Annotated in this window: 23 protein-coding genes; 8 read left to right on the top strand and 15 right to left on the bottom strand. The window is 69.3% G+C overall.

Annotation, left to right across the window (positions count from 1 at the left end; all coding sequences use genetic code 11):
- Positions 1 to 296: 296 nt before the first annotated feature.
- The 5 genes from ACM6LU_RS15580 to ACM6LU_RS15560 all read right to left on the bottom strand — a co-directional run bounded on the left by ACM6LU_RS15580 (position 297) and on the right by ACM6LU_RS15560 (position 4,443).
- Positions 297 to 1,085 carry an ABC transporter permease gene (locus tag ACM6LU_RS15580; RefSeq protein WP_414938384.1) on the bottom strand — a complete coding sequence of 263 codons (789 nt, stop codon included), beginning with the start codon at positions 1,083 to 1,085 and terminating at the stop codon, positions 297 to 299.
- The gene (locus ACM6LU_RS15575; RefSeq protein ID WP_414938383.1) at positions 1,082 to 2,032 is read right to left on the bottom strand and encodes an ATP-binding cassette domain-containing protein; all 951 of its coding nucleotides are present in this window, start codon (positions 2,030 to 2,032) and stop codon (positions 1,082 to 1,084) included. Before ACM6LU_RS15575 ends, ACM6LU_RS15580 begins: the two co-directional genes overlap by 4 nt.
- Before the next feature lie 32 nt (positions 2,033 to 2,064).
- Positions 2,065 to 2,910, bottom strand: coding sequence for a DUF4097 family beta strand repeat-containing protein (locus ACM6LU_RS15570; RefSeq protein WP_414938382.1), 846 nt, complete (start codon positions 2,908 to 2,910; stop codon positions 2,065 to 2,067).
- Positions 2,911 to 2,962: 52 nt separating this feature from the next.
- Positions 2,963 to 3,490: a toxin-antitoxin system HicB family antitoxin gene (locus ACM6LU_RS15565; protein WP_414938381.1), complete on the bottom strand. Its 528-nt coding sequence runs from the start codon at positions 3,488 to 3,490 to the stop codon at positions 2,963 to 2,965.
- Positions 3,491 to 3,996: 506 nt separating this feature from the next.
- Positions 3,997 to 4,443: an alpha/beta fold hydrolase gene (locus ACM6LU_RS15560; RefSeq protein ID WP_414938380.1), complete on the bottom strand. Its 447-nt coding sequence runs from the start codon at positions 4,441 to 4,443 to the stop codon at positions 3,997 to 3,999.
- 376 nt (positions 4,444 to 4,819) lie between these two features.
- Here ACM6LU_RS15560 and ACM6LU_RS15555 point away from each other — a divergent pair, with 376 nt between their 5' ends.
- Complete coding sequence (locus ACM6LU_RS15555) at positions 4,820 to 5,389, top strand: response regulator transcription factor (RefSeq protein ID WP_414938579.1); 570 nt, start codon at positions 4,820 to 4,822, stop codon at positions 5,387 to 5,389.
- Between the two features lie 9 nt (positions 5,390 to 5,398).
- Here ACM6LU_RS15555 and ACM6LU_RS15550 read toward each other — a convergent pair whose 3' ends face one another.
- Positions 5,399 to 6,031, bottom strand: a complete 633-nt coding sequence (locus ACM6LU_RS15550) for a LuxR C-terminal-related transcriptional regulator (RefSeq protein ID WP_414938379.1) — start codon at positions 6,029 to 6,031, stop codon at positions 5,399 to 5,401.
- 114 nt (positions 6,032 to 6,145) lie between these two features.
- Between ACM6LU_RS15550 and ACM6LU_RS15545 the strand changes: the two genes are divergently transcribed.
- Positions 6,146 to 8,380 (top strand): ATP-binding protein, encoded by a 2,235-nt coding sequence (locus tag ACM6LU_RS15545; RefSeq protein WP_414938378.1) that lies wholly within the window; start codon positions 6,146 to 6,148, stop codon positions 8,378 to 8,380.
- 15 nt (positions 8,381 to 8,395) lie between these two features.
- On the opposite strand, the gene ACM6LU_RS15540 is transcribed toward ACM6LU_RS15545, so the two are convergent.
- Entirely contained in the window at positions 8,396 to 8,911 is a 516-nt protein-coding gene (locus ACM6LU_RS15540) for an amidase family protein (RefSeq protein ID WP_414938377.1), read from the bottom strand.
- On the bottom strand, positions 8,821 to 9,303 hold the full coding sequence (locus ACM6LU_RS15535; RefSeq protein ID WP_414938376.1) for a hypothetical protein: 483 nt from the start codon (positions 9,301 to 9,303) through the stop codon (positions 8,821 to 8,823). The genes ACM6LU_RS15540 and ACM6LU_RS15535 overlap by 91 nt, the downstream gene beginning before the upstream one ends.
- A gap of 172 nt (positions 9,304 to 9,475) precedes the next feature.
- On the opposite strand from ACM6LU_RS15535, the gene ACM6LU_RS15530 reads away from it, so the two are divergent.
- From ACM6LU_RS15530 to ACM6LU_RS15520, 3 genes are all read left to right on the top strand, one after another.
- Positions 9,476 to 10,123, top strand: coding sequence for a TetR/AcrR family transcriptional regulator (locus ACM6LU_RS15530; protein ID WP_414938375.1), 648 nt, complete (start codon positions 9,476 to 9,478; stop codon positions 10,121 to 10,123).
- 238 nt (positions 10,124 to 10,361) lie between these two features.
- A complete protein-coding gene (locus ACM6LU_RS15525) occupies positions 10,362 to 11,027 on the top strand; it encodes a helix-turn-helix transcriptional regulator (protein ID WP_414938374.1) in 666 nt (221 codons plus the stop codon).
- Positions 11,028 to 11,091: 64 nt separating this feature from the next.
- Positions 11,092 to 11,565 carry a universal stress protein gene (locus ACM6LU_RS15520; protein ID WP_414938373.1) on the top strand — a complete coding sequence of 158 codons (474 nt, stop codon included), beginning with the start codon at positions 11,092 to 11,094 and terminating at the stop codon, positions 11,563 to 11,565.
- Here the strand turns inward: ACM6LU_RS15520 and ACM6LU_RS15515 are convergent.
- Positions 11,528 to 12,448 carry a DMT family transporter gene (locus ACM6LU_RS15515; protein ID WP_414938372.1) on the bottom strand — a complete coding sequence of 307 codons (921 nt, stop codon included), beginning with the start codon at positions 12,446 to 12,448 and terminating at the stop codon, positions 11,528 to 11,530. The two genes, ACM6LU_RS15520 and ACM6LU_RS15515, sit on opposite strands and share 38 nt — an antisense overlap.
- Before the next feature lie 72 nt (positions 12,449 to 12,520).
- Between ACM6LU_RS15515 and ACM6LU_RS15510 the strand changes: the two genes are divergently transcribed.
- Positions 12,521 to 13,435, top strand: a complete 915-nt coding sequence (locus tag ACM6LU_RS15510; RefSeq protein WP_414938371.1) for a LysR family transcriptional regulator — start codon at positions 12,521 to 12,523, stop codon at positions 13,433 to 13,435.
- Between the two features lie 169 nt (positions 13,436 to 13,604).
- On the opposite strand, the gene ACM6LU_RS15505 is transcribed toward ACM6LU_RS15510, so the two are convergent.
- Positions 13,605 to 14,771, bottom strand: coding sequence for a serine hydrolase domain-containing protein (locus tag ACM6LU_RS15505; protein ID WP_414938370.1), 1,167 nt, complete (start codon positions 14,769 to 14,771; stop codon positions 13,605 to 13,607).
- Positions 14,772 to 15,266: 495 nt separating this feature from the next.
- Between ACM6LU_RS15505 and ACM6LU_RS15500 the strand changes: the two genes are divergently transcribed.
- On the top strand, positions 15,267 to 16,328 hold the full coding sequence (locus tag ACM6LU_RS15500; protein ID WP_414938369.1) for a hypothetical protein: 1,062 nt from the start codon (positions 15,267 to 15,269) through the stop codon (positions 16,326 to 16,328).
- A 30-nt stretch (positions 16,329 to 16,358) separates the two neighbouring features.
- On the opposite strand, the gene ACM6LU_RS15495 is transcribed toward ACM6LU_RS15500, so the two are convergent.
- Positions 16,359 to 17,432, bottom strand: coding sequence for a tartrate dehydrogenase (locus ACM6LU_RS15495; protein WP_414938368.1), 1,074 nt, complete (start codon positions 17,430 to 17,432; stop codon positions 16,359 to 16,361).
- A gap of 72 nt (positions 17,433 to 17,504) precedes the next feature.
- Positions 17,505 to 18,383 (bottom strand): LysR family transcriptional regulator, encoded by an 879-nt coding sequence (locus ACM6LU_RS15490; RefSeq protein WP_414938367.1) that lies wholly within the window; start codon positions 18,381 to 18,383, stop codon positions 17,505 to 17,507.
- Between the two features lie 144 nt (positions 18,384 to 18,527).
- On the opposite strand from ACM6LU_RS15490, the gene ACM6LU_RS15485 reads away from it, so the two are divergent.
- Entirely contained in the window at positions 18,528 to 19,874 is a 1,347-nt protein-coding gene (locus tag ACM6LU_RS15485; RefSeq protein WP_414938366.1) for a GntP family permease, read from the top strand.
- 8 nt (positions 19,875 to 19,882) lie between these two features.
- Here ACM6LU_RS15485 and ACM6LU_RS15480 read toward each other — a convergent pair whose 3' ends face one another.
- Genes ACM6LU_RS15480 through ACM6LU_RS15470 form a run of 3 tightly spaced genes read right to left on the bottom strand, consistent with a single transcriptional unit; the run spans position 19,883 to position 23,669 of the window.
- Positions 19,883 to 20,287 carry a hypothetical protein gene (locus ACM6LU_RS15480; protein WP_414938365.1) on the bottom strand — a complete coding sequence of 135 codons (405 nt, stop codon included), beginning with the start codon at positions 20,285 to 20,287 and terminating at the stop codon, positions 19,883 to 19,885.
- 20 nt (positions 20,288 to 20,307) lie between these two features.
- Entirely contained in the window at positions 20,308 to 23,358 is a 3,051-nt protein-coding gene (locus tag ACM6LU_RS15475) for a WXG100 family type VII secretion target (RefSeq protein ID WP_414938364.1), read from the bottom strand.
- A complete protein-coding gene (locus ACM6LU_RS15470; RefSeq protein WP_414938363.1) occupies positions 23,358 to 23,669 on the bottom strand; it encodes a hypothetical protein in 312 nt (103 codons plus the stop codon). The genes ACM6LU_RS15475 and ACM6LU_RS15470 overlap by 1 nt, the downstream gene beginning before the upstream one ends.
- Positions 23,670 to 23,672: the final 3 nt, after the last annotated feature.

Raw genomic sequence — 23,672 nt, 5'->3', positions numbered from 1 at the left:
TCCTGCAGGTCTTACCCGTGATCAGACGGCGATCTCCGGAGATCGCCGTCCGAGGAACAAAACCCAACGTCAAACAAGCAGGATCACGCGACACTAGTGACCGCAAGAGCCGAGTGGGGAAGATTGCGGACGTTCAACGTCCGCAATCTTCCCCACTCGGCTTGTGCCGGGGTTCCTGAGGGAGACATGTCCCCGAACCCCTGTTGATCGTCCCCATTCCTTCATCGTCAGCCTCACACAGCGGCGAAGAACCGCCTGGCCTGCCCGGGACGACCCCCGGTCGCGTCGATCTCAGGTCACCGGTCGCGTTCCTTGGCGAACAACGACTTCGACCACAGGTACCCCACGATCGAGAGCACGGCGCACCAGCCGACCGCGAGCCAGCCGCTGTTGCCGATCGGGGTACCCAGCAGCAGGCCACGGATCGTCTCGATGACCGGGGTGAACGGCTGGTACTCGGCGAACCAGCGCAGCCAGGCCGGCATGGAGTCGGTGGGCACGAAACCGCTGCCCAGGAAGGGAAGCAGCATGAAGACCATCGGGGTGTTGCTCGCCGTCTCGACACTCTTGGCCGCCAGCCCCAGCGCCACCGACAGCCAGGTGAGCGCGATGGTCAGCAGCGCCAGCACGCCGATGGTCGCGAACCATTCGCCGACTCCCGCCGTCGGCGAGAAACCGACGAGCAGCGCGACCCCGAACACGACGGCGAGCGCGAACGCCGTCTGGATGAACGCGCCGACGACGTGACCGGTCAGCACGGAGGCCTTGCTGATCGCCATGGTGCGGAACCGGGCGATGATGCCCTCGGTCATGTCCGTCGCGACGGAGATGGCGGTGCCGAGGGCGGCACTGCACACGGTGATGAGCAGGATGGCGGGCGTGACGTAGCCGACGTACTCGGAGCGGCCGCCCGCGCCGCCCAGCCCGTTCCCGAGGGTGCCGCCGAAGACGTAGACGAACAGCAGCAGGAACACGATCGGCTGGCCGACCAGCATGAGGGTGAGCGACGGATACCGTTGCATATGCCGGATGTTGCGGCGCAGCATGGTCGCCGAGTCGCGCATCGACAGGGCCAGGGTGCTCATCGGGCCATCTCCTTGGTCGCTTCGGTCCGGTGACCGGTGAGGCTGAGGAACACGTCGTCGAGGTCCGGGGTGTGCACGGTGAGGCTGTCGACCGCGACGGCTCCGGCGTCGAGCCGGTCCAGCACCGCGCGAACCGCGGCGACGGTGCCGTCGGTCGGCACGCGGAGCGCCAGGGTCTCTTCGTCCGATGCGGACACTTGAAGCATGCGGGCCGCGTCGCGCAGCGAGACGGCGTCGGGGAACTTCAGTTGCATATGCCCGCCGGGCACGCGTCGCTTCAGTTCGTCGGGTGTGCCCAGCGCGACGACCCTGCCGCCGTCGAGTACGGCCACCCGGTCGGCGAGCTGGTCGGCCTCCTCCAGGTACTGCGTGGTGAGGAAGATCGTCACCCCGCCGGAGACGAGGTCCCGGATGATCTGCCACATCGTGCGACGGCTGCGCGGGTCGAGACCGGTGGTCGGCTCGTCGAGGAAGATGACCTCGGGGTCGCCGATCAGCGTCATCGCCAGATCGAGCTTGCGGCGCATCCCACCCGAGAAAGTGGCCGGTGTCTTCTTCGCGGCTTCGGCCAGCTCGAACCGTTCCAGCAGTTCGGCGGCGCGTTCGCGTCCCGCCCGGCGCGGCAGATGGTGCAGATCCGCCATGAGGAACAGGTTCTCCTCACCGGTGAGGAGATTGTCGACCGCGGAGAACTGGCCGGTGAGGCCGATGGCGGCGCGGACGCCGTCGGGATCGGTGGCCAGGTCGGCTCCGGCGATGGTCGCACCCCCGGCGTCCGGACTGACCAAAGTGGACAGGATGTTGACCGTGGTGGTCTTGCCGGCACCGTTGGGGCCGAGCAACGAGAAGACGGTGCCGGGCGGGACGTGCAGGTCGATGCCGTCCAGTACGACCTTGTCGCCGTAGGACTTGCGCAGTCCGGTCGCGGAGATGGCCGGGTGTCTCATGTGGATTCCCCTGGTTCGTAAGGACTTGTGAGTCAAGAACGACGGATGGCGATGTCGCCGAGGGAGGTGCTGGCGCGCACTTCGAGCTTGTCGGTCGTGGCGCCGGGTTCGGCGGCGGAGTCCATGTCGTTGACGACGCGGCCGAAGGTGGTGTTCACGTCGAGCCAGGCCGCGGTGCCCTGGCGGATGCCGACCTCGATGTCGCCCATGGCGGTCTCGAGGGCGAGCGTGCCCCGTGCGGCGTCGAGCACGCGGACCGAACCGTTGGCGGTCTTGGCTTCCACCCCGTCCTCGGCCCGGTCGACGGTGATGTCGCCGTTGGCCGAGCGGACGCGGAGCGTGTCGCCCGCCGCTCCGATGGTGGTGGCACCGTTGGAGTTCTTGACCACGCCGGTGCCGGTGATCTCGCCGACGTGCACGCGGCCGGAGCTCGTGGTGATCTCGGCGTTGCCCTCGACGTGGTCGACGACGATGTTCCCGGCGGCGGTGTTCAAATTCAGCTCACCGACGTGGTCGAGCTGGACGTTCCCGGCACCGGACTTGTAACGGCAGCTACCGAGCCGCCCGGTCACGCGGAGGTCACCGAGACCGGTGTTCCCCTGCAACCGTGAGCCTGCGGGCAGTTCGATGGTCACGTCGATCGACCTCGTCCGCTTGGAAAAGTCGAACAGGCGCATTTTCGGCGCCTTGATCGTCAGCGTGCCGCCGGAGAACTCGACGACGGTCCGCGCCGCGGCCTGGACGTCGGAGTCGTCGTTCTTGTCCGCCGGAGCGACCTCGACGACCGTTTCGGCACGGTCCCCGGCGACGACGCGGACGTCGCCGACGACGGGCTCGATGTCCACGAGAATGGGTTCCGGGGTGGCGAAAGTAGGCATGGTTGTCCCCTCAAAGGTGTGGTGCTCGGTGTTTGTGCTGGTCAGCTGAGTGTTATTGGACCCAGCCGGTGTAGCGCTGGGTGGCGCGATGACCGCCGCTCGGCGAGGCGGGCCGGGCGGCGGGTTCCGACGGCCGCAGCGCGGCGGACGCGGCACGCACGAGCCACGCGTTGACCGAACGGCCTTGCGCGGCCGCGGCCTCTTCGACGCGTGCCTTGAGCTGCTCCGGCAGCCGGAAGTTGATCCTGGCCGTGGCCCCCTCCTCGTCCGGCAGCGGGGGCAAGGGAGGCATCGGGGGCTCCGGCACCGAAGCCGCGACGGACTCGGACGGCTGAACCGCGGGAACCGTGACGGCGAAGCTGGCTTCCCCGGCACGCAGCCGGACCTCGACCGAACCGGGCGCGAGATCCCGCGTGATCTCGTCCGACGCGGCGGACAACGCGTCCAGCAGCGCGAGACGGATGGCCGACGCGAGCGGCGCGGTCAGTCGTTCGGCGAGGGCGCTCGCCTCGGCTCCACCCGCCTCGGCGGCGACGGCGAGTTCCCGGCGAACGTTGTCCACAAAGGGCGTCAAATCCATGATGCCATCATGGCACCACAATGGCGCCAACACAAGTACTACTTGGCGCCAAGTAGTGCCAACGTGGCGTTTTAGCAGTTCAGGGTCTTGGAGATTGCTCCGCCGATGGGCACGAGCCCCCTTCTCCGGCACTTCAGATCGGTCAAACAGGCATCGACGGCTTGGTGACACACGGGCTCGGACCGCCGCCCCCGGTGGACGGTGCGCCCCCACCCCTCGTAGGTGACGAGACGGGAGCCGCTCTGTTCGGCGGTGCGCCGCGGACCTTGAGCGGACCCTGCGGGTTCGTCGTCTTCAGCGGTTCGCCGACGCACGCGGCGAAGTCCTCGATCGGGAGCCGCCAATCGCTGCACCAGATCGACGGCGCCGGGCGATTGACCGGCTCGGGAACGTTGCGCGCCGAAGCCGGTGCGCCGCCCTCTCCATCCCGGAAACGCTTCAGCTCTTGGCCGAGATAGGGCCAATCCGCCGTTCCCGGATAGACGAGTGTACCTTTCTTGGCTTTCTCAGAGAGGTTCGCCGTAAACACACAATTTCGCAAAAGCCGGGAAATCCCGTTCCACCGGCACGGTCAAACTCCGCATGAATCGGTAGGTCGTCCGCAGGCTGTGGTCCCTGTTCCCGTCGTTGACCATCGCCCTGATCCTTCGAAGGGATCGTTCGGCGTACTGCTGGCCAAGCAACGTGGCGTAGGAATAGCCGGCGTAGCTCGGTTTCTCCTCGCCGAGCGCGGCACGGACGACGTCGAGATCGCGTGCGGCGTTCAGGTTGCCGACCTGGTCGATCACCGCGCCGGATGCGCCCGGCCTTGCAGGACCTCCCGGATTCGTGACGAGCACGCCGAGGCGCTCGACCGGCTTCGACGGCCGCGCACTGGGCGCCGCCGGAGCCACTCCCGTCGCCGCCATCGCCACGGTGATCGCGCCGAGAAGGAGAATCCTGCGAACACTCATACGACGCGGGTCCGTTTCTCTCGAACGACAGCGGACACGGAGATGCCCATTCGGCCATTCTCTGCTGGCTGGGAAACCAGGACGCGGCCGAACACGTTGCCGTGACTTTTCCGGCGGAGGAGAATCGCCGTGAGCCGCATGAAACGGGAGCGACCCACCGTCAGGTGTGGGGGTCACCGAAGTGGGTCGCTACCCGGGTACCACCGTACAAGAAACCCGCTCGCGCGGACGGGCAAGGCTTTCTGTCCTGGCGGCTCTTGACAATCGAGGATCCACAGTGGACACGAAGCCCTTCCGGCCGTCACCGGCGGGAGAGGAACGCGGGAAAGCGGTCCGGGTGAGCGTATGCGCGCTCGACCCCATCACGAAGGCCGGAATGACCGACCTGCTCGAGGCACGGGCGTCGGTGAGAGTCGTCGACGGCCGGGCGCGGGACGAAATCGAGGTCGTCGCCGCCGCCTTCGACCGGCTTTCGCCCGACGCGGTCATCGAGTTGCGTGGAGTCGCCGCCGAACTCGGCAAACCGATCGTGCTGGTGACCGACCGGATCGAGGAAGGCGGGCTCGCGGTCGCGGTGGAGTGCCGGGTGGTCGCCATCCTGCCGAGGTCGGCGGTGACCGACAACCGGGTCGCCGACAACGTCCGTCTCGCCGCGTCGGGTGGGGTGAGCCCGCCGTCCAACCTGCACACCAGGCTGGCCGAACACGCGGAGCGGCTCCACCGGGAGATGCTCGAGCCGAGCGAGCCCGCCGGGGCCGGTCTTTCCTCGCGTGAGATCGACGTCCTGCGCCTGATGGCCGACGGGCTCGACACCGGAGAGATCGCCACCGAACTCTCCTATTCGGAGCGGACGGTGAAGAACATCATCTACGCCGTCACCGATCGGTTGCGCCTGCGGAACCGATCACACGCGGTGGCCTACGCGATACGCGAGGGAGTCATCTGAGCGCGCGTGTCAGATGAGGCCTTCCCGGAGCGCGTACGCCACGACATGCGTGCGGTTACGCAGGCCGAACCTGGTGAGCAGGCCGTGGAGGATGTTCTTCACGGTCCGGTCGGAGTAGGCCACCCGCCGGGCGATCTCACCGGTGTCGTATCCCTCCGCGAGCAGCCGGAGGACTTCGGTCTCGCGGGGCGACAGTCCGCTGAGCGCGAGTTCACGCGGCTCGAGAACTTCCTTGTGCAGCCGCGAGATTCCGCGGAGCAGGCTGCCGAGCTGGTCGGCGGGCAGATCGCCTCGGCCGGCGTGGGCGTCGGAAACCGCGCGCAACAGCCTCCCGGGGGTCGCCTCGGAACGCGCGACGACGACGGCGAGCCCGCGTTCCACCGCGGCCCACAGCTCGGCCTGGTTGGGCTCGTCGGCGACCAGCACCAGCCGGGCGGGCCCGGCCGGGATCCGGTGCGGCTCGTTCCCCGCGACCGCGACGAGGACGTCGGCCGCCCCCGGGTCGTCCCACAACGCGATGCCCTGGCCGGCGCCGAGCGCGCTGCGCAGGCCCGCACGGACGAGCGGGTCGCCCGCGTACACCGCGACCCGGATCTCCCGTCGCTCCTCGGCACGGACGACCGGCCGGACGGGGGTCGTCATGATCGTCGACATACCTACCAGGTAACCGGCTGCGGAGAAGGCGGGACAAGCAGAATCAGGGGGCAGCTTTTCGCCGCCGGAAGGCTGCCGGTTGAATGGACCGCGGTGGAACCGGTGGAGGAGAACGAGAAGCGGTCGGTGTTCGGAAAGCTCCTGCTCGAACACCGGCGAGCCGCGGGCTGGACGCAGGAGCGGCTGGCCGAGGCCTCCGGACTCAGCGTCCGCGCCCTGCGCGAGCTGGAACGCGGCCGCGCCCGAGCGGCCCAGCAGCGCTCCGCCGAGGTGCTCGCGTACGCGCTCGGCCTGACCGGCGGCGACCGGGAGTTCTTCCTGACCGTCGCCAAACAGGGACGGCGGCGGAATCCGGCGCTGGCCGCCCACGTCGCGGCGACCTGTGCGCTGCCCGCGCCCCTCGCGGATCTGTCCGGCCGGGAAAACGAGCTGGAACAGCTGTCCGCGAAGATCACCGAGGGCGGTGGCGTGGTCGCGATCGTCGGGCAGGCCGGAGTCGGGAAGACCGCGCTCGCGGTGACCGCGGCGGACCGGTGGCGCATGGATTACCCGGATGGCTGCTTCGCCGTCGACCTGCGAGGGATGGACGAAGAACCACTGAGCGCCCGTGCCGCGCTCGACCGGCTGCTGCGCGCGCTGGACGTCGCTCCGGGGCAGGTGCCCGCCTCCGAAAACGATCGGTCCGCGCTGCTGCGGATGCTGCTCGACGGACGGAAGCTCCTGCTGGTGCTCGACAACGCCGCCGACGAGGCGCAGGTCCGGCCGCTGCTGGTCACCGGGCCCGGCTGCCTCACCCTCATCACCTGCCGTCGCACGCTCGCCGGGCTCGAGGGCGCCCGTTGGCTGGGGCTCGAGCCGCTTTCGGACGGCGGTGCGACCGGCCTGCTCGCCAAGATCGTCGGCGAGGATCGCGTCCGCGCCGAGCCCGCCGCGGCGCGGGAACTCGTCGAGCTGTGCGGGTATCTGCCGCTCGCGGTCCGGATCGCGGGCAACCGGCTCGCCACCCGGCCGCAGTGGTCACTGGCCCAGCTGGCCGACCGGCTGCGCGACGAAGGCACCCGGCTGCGCGCGCTCGCGGCGGGCGATCTGCAACTGCGCTCGGCGTTCGACCTGTCCTATCGCGGGGTTTCGGAAGGGGCACGGCGGCTGTTCCGGCGGCTGGCGACCGTGCCGGGCGCCGACTTCGGTCTCGAACTCGCGGGCGTCGTGTCCGGTGCCTCCGACGCCGACGTCCGCGAGCACCTCGACGAACTCTTCGACGCCAGCCTCCTGCAGTCCACGACCGTGCCGGAACGCCACCAGTTCCACGACCTGATCCGCCTGTTCGCCGAGGAGCGGTTCGAGGCGGAGGAGGACCCGGCGGCGCGCGACACCGTGCTCGCCCACCTGCTCGACAAAGCGGCCGAGGCGGCCAGGTTGTTCTACCCCAAGGCACCGGAGACCGGGCGCTTCGGCTCGCGGGACGAGAACGCGCGCTGGCTGGACGTCGAAGGCGACAACTGGGTCGCCGCGCAGCGGGTGGCGGCGCGGAAGGGATGGCACCGGGAGGTCAGCGGCCTCGCCGTCGCACTGCACTGGTACTCCGACGGGCGAAGCGGGCAGCGGCCGTGGTGGGAGATCTTCTCCCTCGGCGCGGCCGCGGCGAACGCGCTCGGCAACGCCGCGGACGAGGCCAAGCTGCTCAACTTCGTCGGCTGGGCCTGCAGTGTCTGTCGCGGCGATGACGAAGGCGCCGTCGAGGCGCATCGCCGCGCGCTGGACATCGCCACCCGGATCGGCGACCGCACCGAGCAGACCTGGGCGTCCATCTACCTCGGCCAAGTGCTGCACTACGTCGGACGGGAAGCCGAAGCGTTCGAATACGCGGAACGCGGGTACGAATCGGCGGGCGAACTGCCGTTCTGGAACGGACAGAGCTCGGCCCGGAACGTCTACGGGCACGCGCTGCGAACGGCCGGGCGGCACTCCGAAGCGCTCGCCGTCCACCACGCCGTGCTCGCCGACGCCGACAGGCTGGCTGACGACACGTACCCCGGTCTCCACCGGATGCTGAAGTCACTGGCCCTGCGCGCCATCGGTGACGTGCTCGCGGATCTCGCCGAATGGCGGGAAGCGGCGGGCTACTACCGCACCAGCCGATGGCTCTCGTGGGAAGGCGGGTTCGGCGTGATGGAGGCGATCTGCGCGCTCCGCGAGGGGCGAGCCTGGCGGGAGGCGGGCGCCTTCGAAGAGGCCAGGGAGTGCCTCACGCTGGCCGTCGAACTCTCCCCCGCGCCGGCGTTCAGCGCCCGACGGGAACAGGCTCTGGCCGAACTGGCGCTCCTGCCTTCCTCGTGAGCGGACGGCGGGCGACTACCCGGTCCGTGTCGCGAAAGCCACTTTCGTTACACCAGGCGTCGAGTTCCCAGGTGACCACGGCCGCGAGCAGCGCGGGCATCGGAACATGCCGGGCGCGTCCAGTGCGGCCGCCGCGCTGGGAGTGACCGGGTGGCCGAGGGATTCCAGCAGGCGGGCCGTCCGCTCGACCGCGGCGACGCAGTCGGCGTGCGCGGTTTCGCAGGTGCCCGGCGCGGTGATCCGGTACCCGATCCGCAAGCTGCCGGGATCGGCGCCGACCTCTGTCCGATAAGGACGGTCCGGCGGCGGCGCGCTGCAGGGGTCCCCTGGCGCTGCCCCCGCCGTGTCCCGGACCGACCGGGTGAGGACGTGTTCGTGAGTGACCTGGCCCCAGTATTCGCCGAACTCCGGCCCGAGGCTGGTCCGCGCGCGGGTCGGCTTCAGCCCGACCGGCCCGCAGGCGGCCGCGGGGATCCGGATCGAGCCCGCCATGTCGTTGCCGTGGGCGACGGGGACCGTGCCCGCGGCCACCGCAGCGGCCGACCCGCCGGGCGACCGCGCCAGGTCCCACGGGCTCCGCGTCGCGCGTCGCCCAGCCGCGCGGCGAGATAGGAGTCCGGCGGCGCCCGCCAATCCCGGTCCCGCAGAACCCGCATGCCGCCGTACACCGGATCGCCCGCGGTGTGACAGAGGAAGTCCTTCAGCGGCATCGACACGCCACGGAACGGTCCTTGCCCGCGCGCCGTCACCGCCTCGCGCCGCGCCTTCTCGAACCGCGTACTGACCACGGCGTTGAGTTCGCCGTCGAGCATTTCGATGCGCGCGATCGCCGCTTCCAGCAGTTCCAGCGGTGACACCTGTCCCCGGCGGACCAGTTCCGCCTGCGCCGTCGCGTCCAGCCAGGCGAAATCATCGCCAGCCATCCGGCACGCCCTCTCCGCTCAAGAGATCCAACGACGCCATTGTCGAACACCCACGGCCGGGCTTCGGCGCTTCCGGTGGACCAGGGCGGTTCGTGCAAGGGATCATGCCCCTTCGATTCCTCATCGTCCGGAGCTGCAACTAAGCTTCGGGCCGACGGAGGCGGGAGGGCCGATGACGAACGCGGACGGGCAGAGCCCGCGGGAGCGCTACCGCGACCAGGTGCGCGCGGAGATCAAGCAGCGCGCGTGGGAGCAGATCGCCACCGCCGGGGTCTCCGCGCTGTCACTCAACGCGATCGCCAAACAGGTGGGCATGAGCGGCCCGGCGCTGTACCGGTACTTCGCCAGCCGCGACGACCTCATCACCGCGCTCATCCGCGACGCCTACCGAAGCCTCGCCGACGCCGTCCGCGCGGCGTTCGACTCCGGCGCCGATCTGTCCGGGCTCGCCGTCACCATCCGGGACTGGGCCCGGAGCGACCCGCAGCGCTACTTCCTCATCTACGGCACGCCCGTCCCCGGCTACCACGCGCCGGACGACACCACCGCCATCTCGAGGGAAGTCATGGCGGTGCTGCTCGAAGCGTGCCAGACGATCACCGTCGACAAGCCGGAAACCCCGTTCGACACGCATCTGGACAACCACCGCGAGTGGGCGGGCGACCACCCCGCCACCTCCGCGACCCTGCACCGCGCGCTCGCCTTCTGGACCCGCCTGCACGGCGTGCTCTCACTCGAACTCGCCGGCCAGTTCACCGGCATGAAGTTCGACCCCGATCTGCTGATCGCGGACGAACTGGACGACCTCACGACGCGGTGACCGGTCTTCGCCGAGCCCGATCACGTTCGCACCGAACCTTTGACGCACTTCGGGCGTCTTGCCTGTGAAGCTCCATCATTCGTGGGAAGCAAGACCTCCACGGTTGACGTACAACGTTGTAACGTTATAGCTTCTAAGCAATGTGATAATCACTCACGCGCCCGTGGACCGGCCACCCGACGGCCGATCCGCGTGCCCGATTCCGGGTTTCCGAACGCTTCGGGAGGGAGCTTCGATCATGAACCGCGGAGTGAAGAGCACCAGGGGAACCGATCGTGTCATGGTCGCCGTGCACGCCCCGGATCTCCTGGCCGGGCTCGGTACGACGAGTATTCTCGGTGCCGACGAGCGACTGAAAGTACTGTCCGAGTCCGACCTCGGACTGGCCGAGGTGATCGTGACGGTCGGGGATTCGATCGGCGACGGGGTCTTCACGTTCCTGCGCCAGGTTCGTGCCGCGTCGACGCTCAAGGCGCCGCCCCGGTGCGTGATCGTCACGGACCATTTCCCGGTCCAGGTCCTGATGACGGCGATCGAATGCGGCATGGCCGCGTTACTGCCGCGACGTGACCTCGACAGCGAACATCTGGTGCGGACGATTCTCGCGGTCAGCCAGGGCGCCGGCGCCCTTCCGCCCCGCTTGCAGGGCAGCCTGCTCTCCCAGCTCGAGCGCATCCAGGAAGACCTGCTGGCACCCAACGGTCTCGCGCTGTCCGGGCTGTCCGACCGGGAACGTGAGGTCCTCCGCCTGCTGGCCGACGGCCACGGCACGGAGGAGATCGCGGCCAAGCTCGCCTATTCCGAGAGCACGGTGAAGAACGTGCTCCACCGGGTGATGACGCGCTACGGCCTCCACAACCGCACGCACGCGGTCGCCTTCGCACTGCGCACCGGTTCGATCTGAAAGTGGCTGTCCGTCCAGAGTGGACGGGGAAACTCGATCTTCATGTACTTGGGCAGGTTCGCGGGTGAGATCGGTGATGGTGACCGGCGGCCGGGGTGTGGAAAACAGGGACCCTCGACTTCCCTATTTCCACACCCCCACTGGAACCGAATCGCCGCTCACGACGAACACGCCCCAAGTACGTGAAGGCCGTCGGTGTGGTGGCCTCCGGGGTACGCGGCTCGGCGTTGTCGAGGCTCGCTTCCTTGGCGGCCATCATGTCGACCATGTCCTGCGCCATCGCCGCACGGGGCGGGCCATCCTGGCCGGGGTCGACGGCTCCGGCACGGCGATGCGAGCGGCCGACGAACTGGAAGTGCCGGTCAGTTTCCCGAAGACCTACGGCGATCCCTACACCGCGCTCCGCGACACCGCCGACCGCAGCCAGGTCGACACCGTGGTGGTCGGCGCGTCACAGAAGGCGGGACACCGGTTCGCTGGGTCGGTCGCGACGAAGCTCATCAGGACCGGGCACTGGCCGGTGCTCGTCGTTCCTTGACGGCCGGCCGCCCAGAAAACGAAACGGCCCCGACCACCACGACGACTAGCGCGCACCCCGCCAGCTGCAACGGGGTCGGCCACTGGCCGAGCATGGCGGCCCCGAACAGGATCGCGGCGGCGGGTTGCAGCATGAGCATGGCGGATCCGCCGCTCGCCGGGAGCGCGGACAAGGCCTTGCTGATCAGCAGCCAGCCGACCACCTGCCCGGTCACGGCCAGTACGAGCAGCCACAGCAGCGCCGAAGCCGTCGGCGTGACGTCGAGGTTTCCCGCCACCAGCCCGGAAAGGCCGCCCACGCTCGCCGAGGCCGCGGTCACCGTCGCGAGCATCGTCGTGCGGCCACCGCCTTCGGTTCCGGCGCGGCGCAACAGAATGAGATAGCCGGCGTAGGCGACACCCGCCAGCACCGCCATGACGGTGCCGTACCAGGGATCGCTGCCCGCGGTCCCGCCGTCCGCCAGCCCGCCCGCCAGTGCCGTCCCCGCCAGCATGAGCGGGATCGACAGCCAGAAGACCCGCGACGGCCGCTCGCCGAACCACAGCAGCCCGGCCAGCGGCACCAGGATGACCTGGACGTTGACCAGCGCCGTGGCGACGCCCGCGCCGACGGACAGGATCGCCTCGCTCCACAGCACCATGTCGATCCCCAGCAGGACACCGGCGAGCACGTGCCGTCGCCGCGCGGCCGGGGTCGGACGGTGCCCGCGCTCTCGCGTCCGCGCCAGTACGACGAGGATCGGCAACGCGAACAGACAGCGGAAGAACGTCGCCGTCGTCGAGCTCACCCCGGACAGCGCGACGAGCGGGGCGGACAGGGCGATCGCGAGGGCGCCGAGCATCCCTTGCGTCCGCGGATCGGCGAGAATTCCGTGGTGAGCCATGGATTCGATTCGACCGCACGGCGACGGGGAGGACCAGCGAGATCCTCTTACCTCGAGGGTTAAGCTCGGCTAATGAGTGGCGAACTGTCCAATGTGGAGCGATTGCGGATGCTGCACGCGGTGTGGCGGCGGGGATCGCTCGCCGCGGCGGCCGAACTGCTGCACGTGACGCCGTCGGCGATCTCCCAGCAGCTGACCAAACTGGAACGGGAAGCGGGCACCCGGCTCCTCGTGCGGCACGGTCGCGGCGTCCGGCTGACCCCGGCGGGACTGCTGCTCGCGCAACGTTCGGACCGGGTCCTCGCCGAACTCCGCGCCGCCCGCGCCGATCTGGACTCCCTCACCGGCGAGATGACCGGCGTCGTCGAGATCGGCGCCATCCCGTCCGGGGTGCACACGTTCATCATGCCCGCGCTCACCGGCCTCACCGTCCGCCACCCCGGTATCGAAGCCCGGCTGCACGAGGTCGAACCGGAAGAGGCCCTGCCCGCCCTCACCGACGGCGTCTTCGACGTCGTGGTCGTCGAGAGCTGGGAGAACATGCCGCTCACCCGGCCGCCCGACACCCGTTGGACCGTCCTGCGCGACGACTCGGCGATGATCGTGCTCCCGGCCGGACATCCGCTGGCCGGCGCGGACTCGGTTCCCGCCGAAGACCTGGCGGACGAGATCTGGGTCGCCTGGGCGCGGCCCAACCTGGCGAACGCCTGGCTCCGCCAGACCCTGCGCGAGCGTGGCATCGAGCCGACGGTGCGGCATACGGTCAGCGGCTTCAGCACCCAGTTCGCCGTCGTCGCCGGGCTCGGCGCGGTCACGCTGGTCCCGAGCATGGCGACCACGGTCGCGCCGCCGACCGTGGTGTGCACCCCACTCGAACCCGTCCTGCACCGGCAGCTCTACGCCGTACAGCCGCGAAGTGAAACCCGGCCGGCCGTCGCCGAATGCGTCACGGGGATGGTGGAGGCCGCTCGCGCGTGGGGCGGCTGAGTGGAGAGGATCTGGGACGTTGAACGTCCCGAATCTTCCCCACCCGGCCCCTTCCGCATCACCGTCCCGGCGCGAGACTGCGATGAGTCCGGTAGCAGTGATTCGGTGGCTGTCGTGGGGGCGGGTCGGTCAATGCCGGGCCACCAGAACCGTCCCTACCACGCACGAGTCACTTGACGCAGAGGGCGTGGTCGATCACCGGGTCCAGAGGGTTCCCCTCCGGCAGTTCGGCACCGGGGTTGTAGGGCGTGCGGGTGTTCAGCGACACCATCACACTGCGCTTGCCGTCCTCGGTCACGCCGTTGCCCGTCAGGTAGCCGGGCAGCGCACCGCCGTGGCCCCAGTAAGCGCCGCAGGAGCTGGTCAGGCGAATGAGGCCCAGCCCGTACGCCCCGAGGCCCGGCGCGGGCACGGTCTTCTTCATCTCGGCCAGCAACGAGGGGGTGAGCACCTTGCCGCCCAGCAGCGCCTGGAGGAATTTGTTGCCGTCCTCGGTGGTGCTGTTGATCGAACCGTCCGCGCCACCGCCCGCCGACGGATTCATCAGCGTCACATCCACGCGCCGTCCGAGTCGCGGCGGGTTCGAGCTCTCCACCACGAACCGGTCGTAGCCCCTGGCGTGCGGGGCGGGGATGAACGGCGACGTGTAAGGCAGCGAGGTTTCCCGCAGGCTCAGCGGGCGGATGATCCGCTCGGCGACCTCCTTCTGCCAGTCCCTGCCCGTCACCTTCTCGGTCACCATCCCGGCGAGGACGTAGTTGGTGTTGGAGTAGCCCCAGCTCTTCCCCGGCTTGAACTCCGGTGCCTTCCCGACCGCCAGCTTCACCGCGTCGGACGCGCTGAGCTTGTCGAAGCGACTGCGCAGAAAGCCTTCCTCGGTGAAGAGATCGAGCTCCGCCATGTAGTCGCGCAGGCCGCTGGTGTGCTGCAGCAACTGCCGGACGGTGATGGCGCTGCCGTCGTTGCCGTTCCCGCTCACCATCCCCGGCAGCCACCGATCCACGGTGTCCTCCAAGGACAGCCTGCCCTCGCCGACAAGCTGGAGCATCGTCGCGGCCAGGAACGTCTTGCTGAAGCTGGCGATCCGGAAGTGCCCGTTCCACGGCACCGGGGTCTTGGCCCGTAGATCGCCATGGCCGCTGCGCACCTTGACGCTGCCCTTGGCCGTGCTCAGCTCCACGAGAGCGCCCGGCGAACCACCCGCCACGAGCGCGTCGGCGTCACGCTGCAGAGTTCGCCGCACCGGGTCGTTCGCTTCCGGTGTCGCGGACGCGACGGCCGGGGAAACGAGCGTAGCCGCGCAGAGTGCGGCGATGACCACTGAAGTTCGTTTCATACCGGTAAAACTATGAAGTATCGCCATCCCATGGCATCGGCTTCAAGGACCACATCTCCTAGCTCCGAGGTATCGATCAGGCTCAGGGTTTCCCCTGGGTTCGGCGGACGGGTCACGTCACGGGGAAGCGGGTCCTCCCCGTCATCGACGTCGTAGCCGGTCCGGACCTGCCGTCCTTCTTCGGCAAACTCACTCCGAACGGCCGCATGGTGACCGTCGGCGTCGTCGCGGGCATGCCACCGGCGGACTCCGGCGCGAAGTTGATGGCGTCGTTCCCGAAGTCCCTGTCGCTCGCGTACTTCGGCGCGGACTCGGTGCCCGCGGCCGATCAGCGGGCGGTGGTGTCACAGTCCTCCGCCGCGGCCTTCGGCGAGCTGCGCTCGGTGGGCCCTGTCCTTTGTGGAGCGCGGCGTCCGGATCCGATGAGGACACTGCTTCACCCGGTCAGTGCAACTTTCCCCGTCGCGAGCGATCCTCGCACTAGAGTGCGCACTCGTGCCCGATCCGATGCCCGAGGGACCCGGCTTCACCGCGGTCGATCTGCGGCCGCTCTCCGACGGCGAGGGCACCAGCGCCTACTACGTGAACGACGCCGGGATGATCGTGGGCGAGTCGGGTTCGCGGCCGGTCCGGTGGGACCGCGACGGACGTCCCTCGCCCTTGCCGGTCGTCGACGGCTACTCCGGCGGCCGCGCCGTCAGCGGCAACTCCTCGGGTGTCATCGCCGGCACGCTCCACACCGGCGAAAGCCTTCGGCCCGTGTGCTGGAAACCCGACGGCCGGGTGCACGTGCTCGAACTCCCCGCCGGCATGCTCTCCGGCACGGCGAGCCGGGTGAACGAACGCGGGTCGATACTGGGGAACGCGATGCGGCCGGGATACCGCTGGCGGGCGCTGCGCTGGGAACCCGGCGGCGAAGCGGTGGACCTCGACACCCTGCCGGGCGAGGGCGAGACCCAGGGACACGACCTGAACGGGCTGGACGAGGTCGTCGGATCCGCCACGGACGGCACGGGTGCCCGGACCGCGGTGCGCTGGTCCTCCTCGGGGAGGATCAGCAAACTGCCCCCACCCCGCCGCGCGACGGCCTGCGGTATCAACGACTCCGGCGCCATCCTCGGCGACGGCGTCGTGTGGGATCGCGACCGGGGGACCACCCTGCTGACCGGCGAACCGGAGTTCACCGCGGGACAGGTCGTCCGGATCACCGGACGCGGTGTCGCCATCGGCTGGGGCGTGACCCCGGACCGGCGCGGCACCTGCGCGCGGTGGGATCGCGACGGGCGGCCCACCGTGCTCCGGCCCCTGCCCTCGGACCTCGCCAGTACCTGCTTCGACATCGATGACGCCGGGACGGTCGTCGGCGAGTCCCTGAGCCACGGAACCGTGCGGCCCGTCCGCTGGGACGCCGACGCGACACCGTTCCCGCTCCCGTCTCCCCGCGGTCTCAAGGCGATCGTGGCCCAGCACATCAACGCGACCGGCGCCGTCATCATCGGCTACGGCTACGCCACGGACAGCTCCACCTATCGCGGGATCGCTTGGCACCGCTCGTGAAAACGGCGGCTCCCGTAGCGACGGCGGCGGTCAGCTCGCCACAGCACCTTTCGGGGAACCGACCCGGTCCAGCACCGCGCGCGTGTACTCGGCCGTGCCCGCCGTTCCACCGAGATCGGCGGTGCTGACGCCGTCGGCCAGCGCGCCGAAAGCGGCGGCCAGCACTTCCTCGCCCGCTTCGGGGTGGCCCAAGTGGTCGAGCATCATGGCCGCGGACCACAGTGCGCCCAGCGGGTTCGCCTTGCCCCGCCCGGCGATGTCGGGTGCGGAGCCGTGCACCGGCTCGAACATCGACGGGAACTCCCGCTCGGGGTTGAGGTTCGCCGCCGGGGCGACACCGATGCTCCCGGCCACCGCGGCGGCCAGGTCGCTGAGGATGTCACCGAAGAGGTTGGAGCCGACGATCACGTCGAACCGCTCCGGCGACAGCACGAGCTTGGCGGCGAGCGCGTCGATGTGCTCCTTGTCGGTGCGCACGTCCTGGTGCCGCCGCGCCGCCTCTTCCACCAGTTCGTCCCAGAACGGCATCGTGTGGACGATCCCGTTGCTCTTCGTCGCCGACGTCACGTGGTTCCGGCGGGTCGCGGCCAGCGCGTAGGCGTATTCGACGACGCGGGTGACTCCCTTGCGGGTGAACACCGCCTCCTGCACGGCCAGTTCGTCTTCGGTACCCCGCCCGAGCCGCCCGCCGATTTCGGAGTACTCGCCCTCGACGTTCTCCCGCACCACGACGAGGTCGACGTCCCCGGCGGCGCGCAGCGGGCTGGGCACCCCGTCGAGCACCTTGACCGGACGCAGGTTGACGTACTGCCGGAACCCGCGCCGGATGGGGATCAGCAGCCCCCACAACGACACGTGGTCCGGCACTCCCGGCCAGCCGACCGCGCCCAGCAACACGGCGTCGTGCCGCCGGATCCGGTCGAGGCCGTCGGCCGGCATCATCGCGCCCTCGGCCAGATAGCGCTCGCAGGACCAGTCGAAGGAGTCGTAGGTCAATTCGATCGCGTGCCGCCTGCCGACGGCGTCGAGCACCGCCTGTGCCGGAGGGAGTACCTCGGTGCCGATGCCGTCGCCGGGGATGAGTGCGATGCGGTAGCTGGTCATGCGTCCAGTGGACGGCGGACCAGACCGGTGCGTCCAAGACCCAGTTCTTGCCGCGGTGAAAGGCAGTGCCTATCAGCCGGATTCGACCAGGTCGTGAAAAGCCGCCGCGGCCGGGCTCAGCCGCCCCTGCCGGGACTCCAGCGACACCGCCAAGGAGTCGGCGCATTCCAGCGCCCGGACGGCGGCGCCCGCCGATTTCGCCAGTACGCGCCAAGAGTCGCTGACCACCGCGATGCCCACCCCGGCGAGGACAAGGGGCAGGACCGCTTCCCGGTGCTCCACCTCGACCGCGAACCGGCTGCCCGGTGCCTCCCGGAGCACGGCGTCGGCCACGCCGCGCATGCCCGTGCCCTGCTGGCCGACGATGAGCGCGGCCCCGGCGAGGTCGGCGGGGCGGACCGGATCCCCGGCGGGAAGTGCCGCCTCGTCGCGGCCCAGTACGGCGAAGCGCTGGGTCTCCAGGTGCAGCGTCCGCAATCCGGGCTGCGCCGCGGCCACCGGGGAAGCCGCCACCACACCGAGTTCGGCGTCTCCGGTCGTGAGCATCTTCCGGACGTCGGCTGGGGTGTTCGCCGCTCGGACGGAGATCCGCACGAGCGGGTGGACGGCGGCGAATGCGGCGATCAGGCCGGTGAGCGGACTGACCGCTTGCGACGGCATCGAGGCGATGGCCAGTTCCCCGCCGAGGAGACCGTCGACCGCCTCCACCGTCGCCCTGGCGAGGTCCAGCCCGTGCATGACCTCGCGGGCGGGCGCCACGAGAGCGTGTCCCGCGGCGGTCAGCACCAGACGGCGACCGGTCCGGTGGAACAACAGGCTCCCCAGATCCCGCTCGAGCGCGCGCACGGCTTGGGACACCGAGGGCTGGGCGACAAAGAGCAGCTCAGCGGCCCGGTGGACGCTTCCGGCGTCCACGACGGCCAGGAAGTACTTCAACTGACGGGCATCCACTCCGCACCTCCTGGTGGTCGATAGCCGATGCCTATCACCATGCCAGCAACGCGGTCTTGGACCGTCGACCCGCCGGCGGGCTTACTGGGTCGCTACGAGGGACGGCACCGGCGCCGGCCCGCCGCGAGTCCCGAGGAGGGCACCGTGTCCGATGCCTGGCTCCTTGCCAACACCGGTATCGCCATCGTGGGCATCGTCGTTCTGATCACCTGGCTCAAGACGCCGCCGATCTTCGGCCTGCTGATCGGCGCCACCTACCTGGGCCTGGCGACGGGACTCGGGGCGGGCGGCACGACCGAAGCGCTGGCCGCCGGATTCGGTGACGTACTGGCCGAGATCGGCCTGCTCATCACCTTCGGCGTCGTCATCGGCTCGCTGCTCACCGCCACGAACACCTTGCATCGCGTCCTGGAACGGCTGCTGGGCGTCTTCGGGGAGAAGCGCGTGCCGATGGTGTTCGCCGTCTCGCTGTCGACCGTGTTCACCTCCATCTATTCCGATGTGGTCCTGGTGCTCACCGCGCCGCTGGCCCGGCGCCTCGGCGCCAGGCTGGGCCCCCGGGGTGTCGCGCTCATGGGCGGCGCGCTGACCGCCGGGATCGAGGTCGGCCTGGTCTTCGTCGTTCCCGGGGTCGCCGCTCTCGCCGTCGCGGGCCTGCTCCGGGTGCCGCTCGGTGAGATGTTCCTGCTCGGGCTGGCCGTCGGCCTGCCCACCGCCGTGCTCACGACGCTGGTCTTCACCGTGCTGCTGCGACGGCTGTTGCGCTGGAATCCGGCCGCCGACGAACTGGAGCGCGATCACTCCGAAGAGGACACGGCCGTCCAGACACCAAACAAAGAGGTCCAGCGGCTGCCCTTGGCGCTGGCCGTTTCTCCGGTGCTGCTGACGCTGTCGCTGATCGCCCTCGGCGCGCTCTCCAACACCTTCCGCTTCCCGATGGGGCCGGTGTCGCTGCTGAGCGAACCGGTGATCGCCATGGCGATCGGCGCCGGCCTCGCGCATCTGCTGGCCCGGCGTGTCCTCCCCCGCCACGAGGTCAACGCGGCGGTGGGCAAGGCGCTGGCGCTGGCCGGGCCCATTCTCGTGCTGTCCGGGCTCTCCGGCTCGGTCGCCGAGGTGATCGGGAAGTCGGGACTGCGGGACGTGCTGGCGGGCTCGTTCGGCACCGGATTCCTGCCGCCTTTGGTACTCGTCTGGCTGATCGCGGCCATCCTGCACATCGCGATGGGGTCCATCTCGATCTCCGCGATCACCGCGGCGGGCATCCTCGCACCGATCGCGGGCTCACTCGGCGTCCCGGTGGTGCTGGTCGCCCTCGCCGCCTGCTCGGGCGCCCTGTTCCTCCCTCACGTCAGCAGCAACTTCTTTTGGATGTTCCAGTCCCTGCTCGGACTGAGCACCCGGGGCACGTTCAAGACCCACACCGTCGCCATGTCACTGGCCTCGGTGCTCTCGCTCCCGATCGTGCTCCTGCTCGACGTCGCCGTTTGACCGCGAAGTCACTCGCGCCAACGGTTGTTGAGGAAGGCGTCGTCTTCGTCGTCCGTCGGCGCCGGACGGGCACGGGGAGCACGCCGGGGTGTTTCCCGTCCTGGTCGGGCGGACGAGTCCGGGGCGAAAGCCGCGGAGCCGTCGTCGAAACCCGGCGTCTCGGCGAACGCCGACGCGTTCCCCGGCTCCGCGTGCGACCGGTCGGTGCTCCAGCCGGACTTCGTCTTGCGCTGCCCCAGTTCCCGCCGGTGTTCGACGTAGCGCTCAGCGGTGTGGACCTGCTTCGTCATGAACTCCTGCGCGCTGGCCTTGCTCTCCTTCGCACGCTGATCCCGCAGGCCCCGGCGCTCCGCCTGCTCGCGGACGAGGCTGTCCAGGGTGGTCCTCATACTCGAGGTGTCGTCGGCGCTCATACGTTCTCCCCTGCCCTGGCTCACCGCTTGCGGGTGGCCGGCTGTTCCTCATCGTCCAGCAGCGAACCGGTGATGCGGCCGGTGGGTTCGTTGATCTGGTCGAACACCTCGCCCTCGATCCGGTACGCGCGGTTGGTCCGCTCCTGGTCGCCGCCACCGGCACCGTTCGCGCCACCGCCGCCCATGCCACCCATCGGTGGCATCGCGCCACCGCCGGTGAACGACTGACCGGCCGGTCCGCCCATCGGGGCGGACGGGGCGCCCGAAGCCACGGGTTGCGGCTGGTGCGTCCCACCACCGGTGTGCACGCCTTCGGTCAACGACTGGCCGGTCGCGGGGGTCGCGGTTTCGAAGGGGGTCGCGATCGCCGAGCCACCGCCGGTACTACCGCCACCGCCACCGAGACTGTCGGGAACGGTTCCGCCGCCACCGTGGTGCGGGGTGGTGAAACGGGACTCCGGCTGCACCGTCCCGGTGCCGGGAGTGAGCGGGTGCGCCGCCTTGTCCGTGCCGGGTTTCTCCTCGCCGAGGGTGTACGTGGTCGGTTTCCCGGTGCCGTCGTCGACGGTGACCGTCGTCGGGCCGTTCGGACCGTCGGGACGTTCGGCGGTGATCTTCAGATCGCCGTCCTGGATGTGGATCTTGCCGTCCGGACCGGGGCGGTGGACACCGTCCTTGCCCGGCTGGCCGTCCTCTGCCGCCGGCGTGGAGCCCAACTTGGACTCCTCACCGTCGCCGGTCCAGTCGAGCTTGAAGTCCTTGGCCGGTCCGGAACCGTCACCGACCTTGATGCCCATCTCGCCGTCTTTGTCCGGCTCGGTCATCTCGAAGGTCGTGTCACCCTGCTTGACCTTGAGGGTCTCGCGTTCGCCGTCCTCGGCCTTGTCGCCGTCCTCGCCGGTCTTGTCACCGAGCAGTTTTTCGCCGTCTTCGCCAGACTCGTCGTCGCCCAGTTTGTCCAGCGCTTCGGAGGCTTTCTTCTTCGCGTCTTCGGCGGCCTTTTCGGCTTCGTCCTTCGCGTCGTCATCCTTGCCGCCAAGAGGGGCGTCGCCCATCTTGTCCAATGCTTCCGAAGCCTGCTTCTTCGCGTCTTCGGTGGCTCGTTCGGCCGCGGCCTTGGCCTCGTTGGCGGCGTCCGTGCCGCCGCCCCCGGAGCCACCACCGACACCACCACCGGTGCCGCCTCCCGAGCCGGAGCCGCCGCCGACTTCGCTGCCGTCGGGAACGTCACCCATCTTGTTCAGCGCTTCGGAAGCCTGCTTCTTCGCGTTTTCGGCTGCTACGGCGGCTTGTTTCTTCGCCTCTTCGGCGGTCGCCCGCTGCTCGTCACCGGACGATGACGAGCCCGAGGGCGACGTTCCGTCCTTGATCGCGTCCGTCCCGGAGCCCGAGGCTCCTCCGCCCGAGCCACCTTCGGGAATGGAGATGTCCGGAATCGGCGGAGGCTTGTACTGACCGCCACCCGAACCCGAACCACCCGAACCCGAGCCGCCACCGGTACCCGAACCACCGGTCGAGCCTGAGCCGGCACCCGAGCCATCGCCGGATCCACCACCCGAGCCGCCCTCGGGAACCGAGACGTCCGGAATCGGCGGAGGCTTGTACTGACCGCCACCCGAACCCGAACCACCACCAGAACCAGAGCCGCCACCAGCACCCGAGCCGCCGCCCGAGCCATCGCCGGATCCGCCTGCGCCGGAACCACCGGAACCACTGCCGGAACCACCCTGGCCACCGCCGTAGTTCCCCTGGCCGTCACCGGAACCGGAACCACCGCCGGAACCCGAGCCACCACCAGTACCGGAACCACCACCGTTGCCCGGGCCACCGCCAGTGCCCGAGCCGCCGCCGGGTCCTCCACCGGTACCGCCACCGGCGCCACCGCCCGGTCCGCCCGCGCCGCCCTTGTCCGCGCCTTCGAACTCGTTCTTGACCTTGCCCATCATCTTGTCGAGTTCGTCGTAGGCCTGGTCGACGAATTCCTTGGTGTCCTTGCAGCTCTTGGCGAACTTCTCGTAGATGCCATCCCACATCTCCGGGATGAACTGCCTCTGCACCCACTGCTTGGCGAGGTTCTGGCCCGCCTTCTTGAACTCGTCGTCGTCACAGCAGCCGTCGTTGTTGAGACTCTGAACCAGGTTGGAGCCGAAGTTGGCGTCCATCCAGCCCGCGATCGCGCCGAGATCCTCCTTGCCGCTCTTCTCCCCGCTGGCGATGGCGATGACCTTCTGCGCCATCGGGAAGTCGGCGCGGCCGACGATCTCCTTGTACAGATCGATGATCTCGTCGGCCTTGCCCTTGCACAGTTTGAACACCGCTGCGTTGGTGCTCAACGTCGCTTCGCTCGCGTGGTTCAGCGTCTCCGCGAGTTTCTTGGCCTTGGGCAGGATCTTCTCGTTGTAGTTGTCCGACGAGGCGTCCGCGGCCTCGCCGGTCCAGGTCCCGTAGAGACCGCTCAACTCGGAGCCGGTCTCCTGGATGGTCCGGTCGACGGTCTTCGCGCCGGTCTTGAAGTGGGCGGCGTCGTCGACGAAGTTCTTGAAGTTGATGCCGCGCTGCTCGTCGAAAGGCTTCTTGATGTCCTTCTCGAAATCGAGCGCGCGTGTGTTCCCGCGGCAGTCCTCAGGGAGCTTCGCCAGCAGGGAACCGAAGGTCTGGAAGACCTTGAGCGCGGGCGCGGCGGCATCGAAGATCTCGTCCGACGTCTTGGTCCCGGCGCCCTCCGCGGTGGGCTCCTTCGTGCCGTCGAGCTTCTTGTTGCCCTCGTCGACGGCCTTCTTCTCTTGCTTCGTGTTGTAGCTGGCCTGATCGCCGGCGGCCTTCGCGCCCCCGTAGACCTTTTTGGTGTCGTCGTCGTAGGGCAGGAACGGCAAGGCGTTGAAAGTCTCCGCGTATTTCGCGGCTTCCTTGCGCTTCTGCTTGATCTCCTCCGGCTCCTGTTCCGCCGTCCAAGGCGGCGGCGCCGGATGCGTCTTGATCCACGAGCCGATGAGCGCGGTCTTGTTCTCGGGCGGCACGCTCGGGTTGTCGAGGACGGCCTTGACGTCGGTCCAGGTGAGTTCGTCGGCCACTAGCGCATCCCCGTCTTGGTGATCGTGTTCTTCTGTTCGTCCTCGTTGGTGCCGTAGGTGGTGCCCGCCGTGCCGAGGTTCGTCCCGAACGCGCCGAGCGTGGTGCTGTAGCCCTGGACTGAGGCCCACAACGCCGTCACGCCGGCGGTGTACTTCGCCGCGTGGGCGCCGTGCGCCTGACCGAATCCGGCCGCGTTCACCGGTGTGCTCGACAGATCCGGGTTGTCCTCCAACAACCGTTCCGTCAGCTTTCCGACGTTCTTCGACGCCGATGAAAGCGCATCGGTCGCCGCGGTGAAGCCCCCGCTCATTCT

This window comes from Amycolatopsis sp. cmx-11-51 (assembly GCF_047608665.1).
Lineage (GTDB): Bacteria > Actinomycetota > Actinomycetes > Mycobacteriales > Pseudonocardiaceae > Amycolatopsis.
Note: the sequence above shows the minus strand (reverse complement) of the source record. Positions and strands in the feature narration are given on the sequence as shown.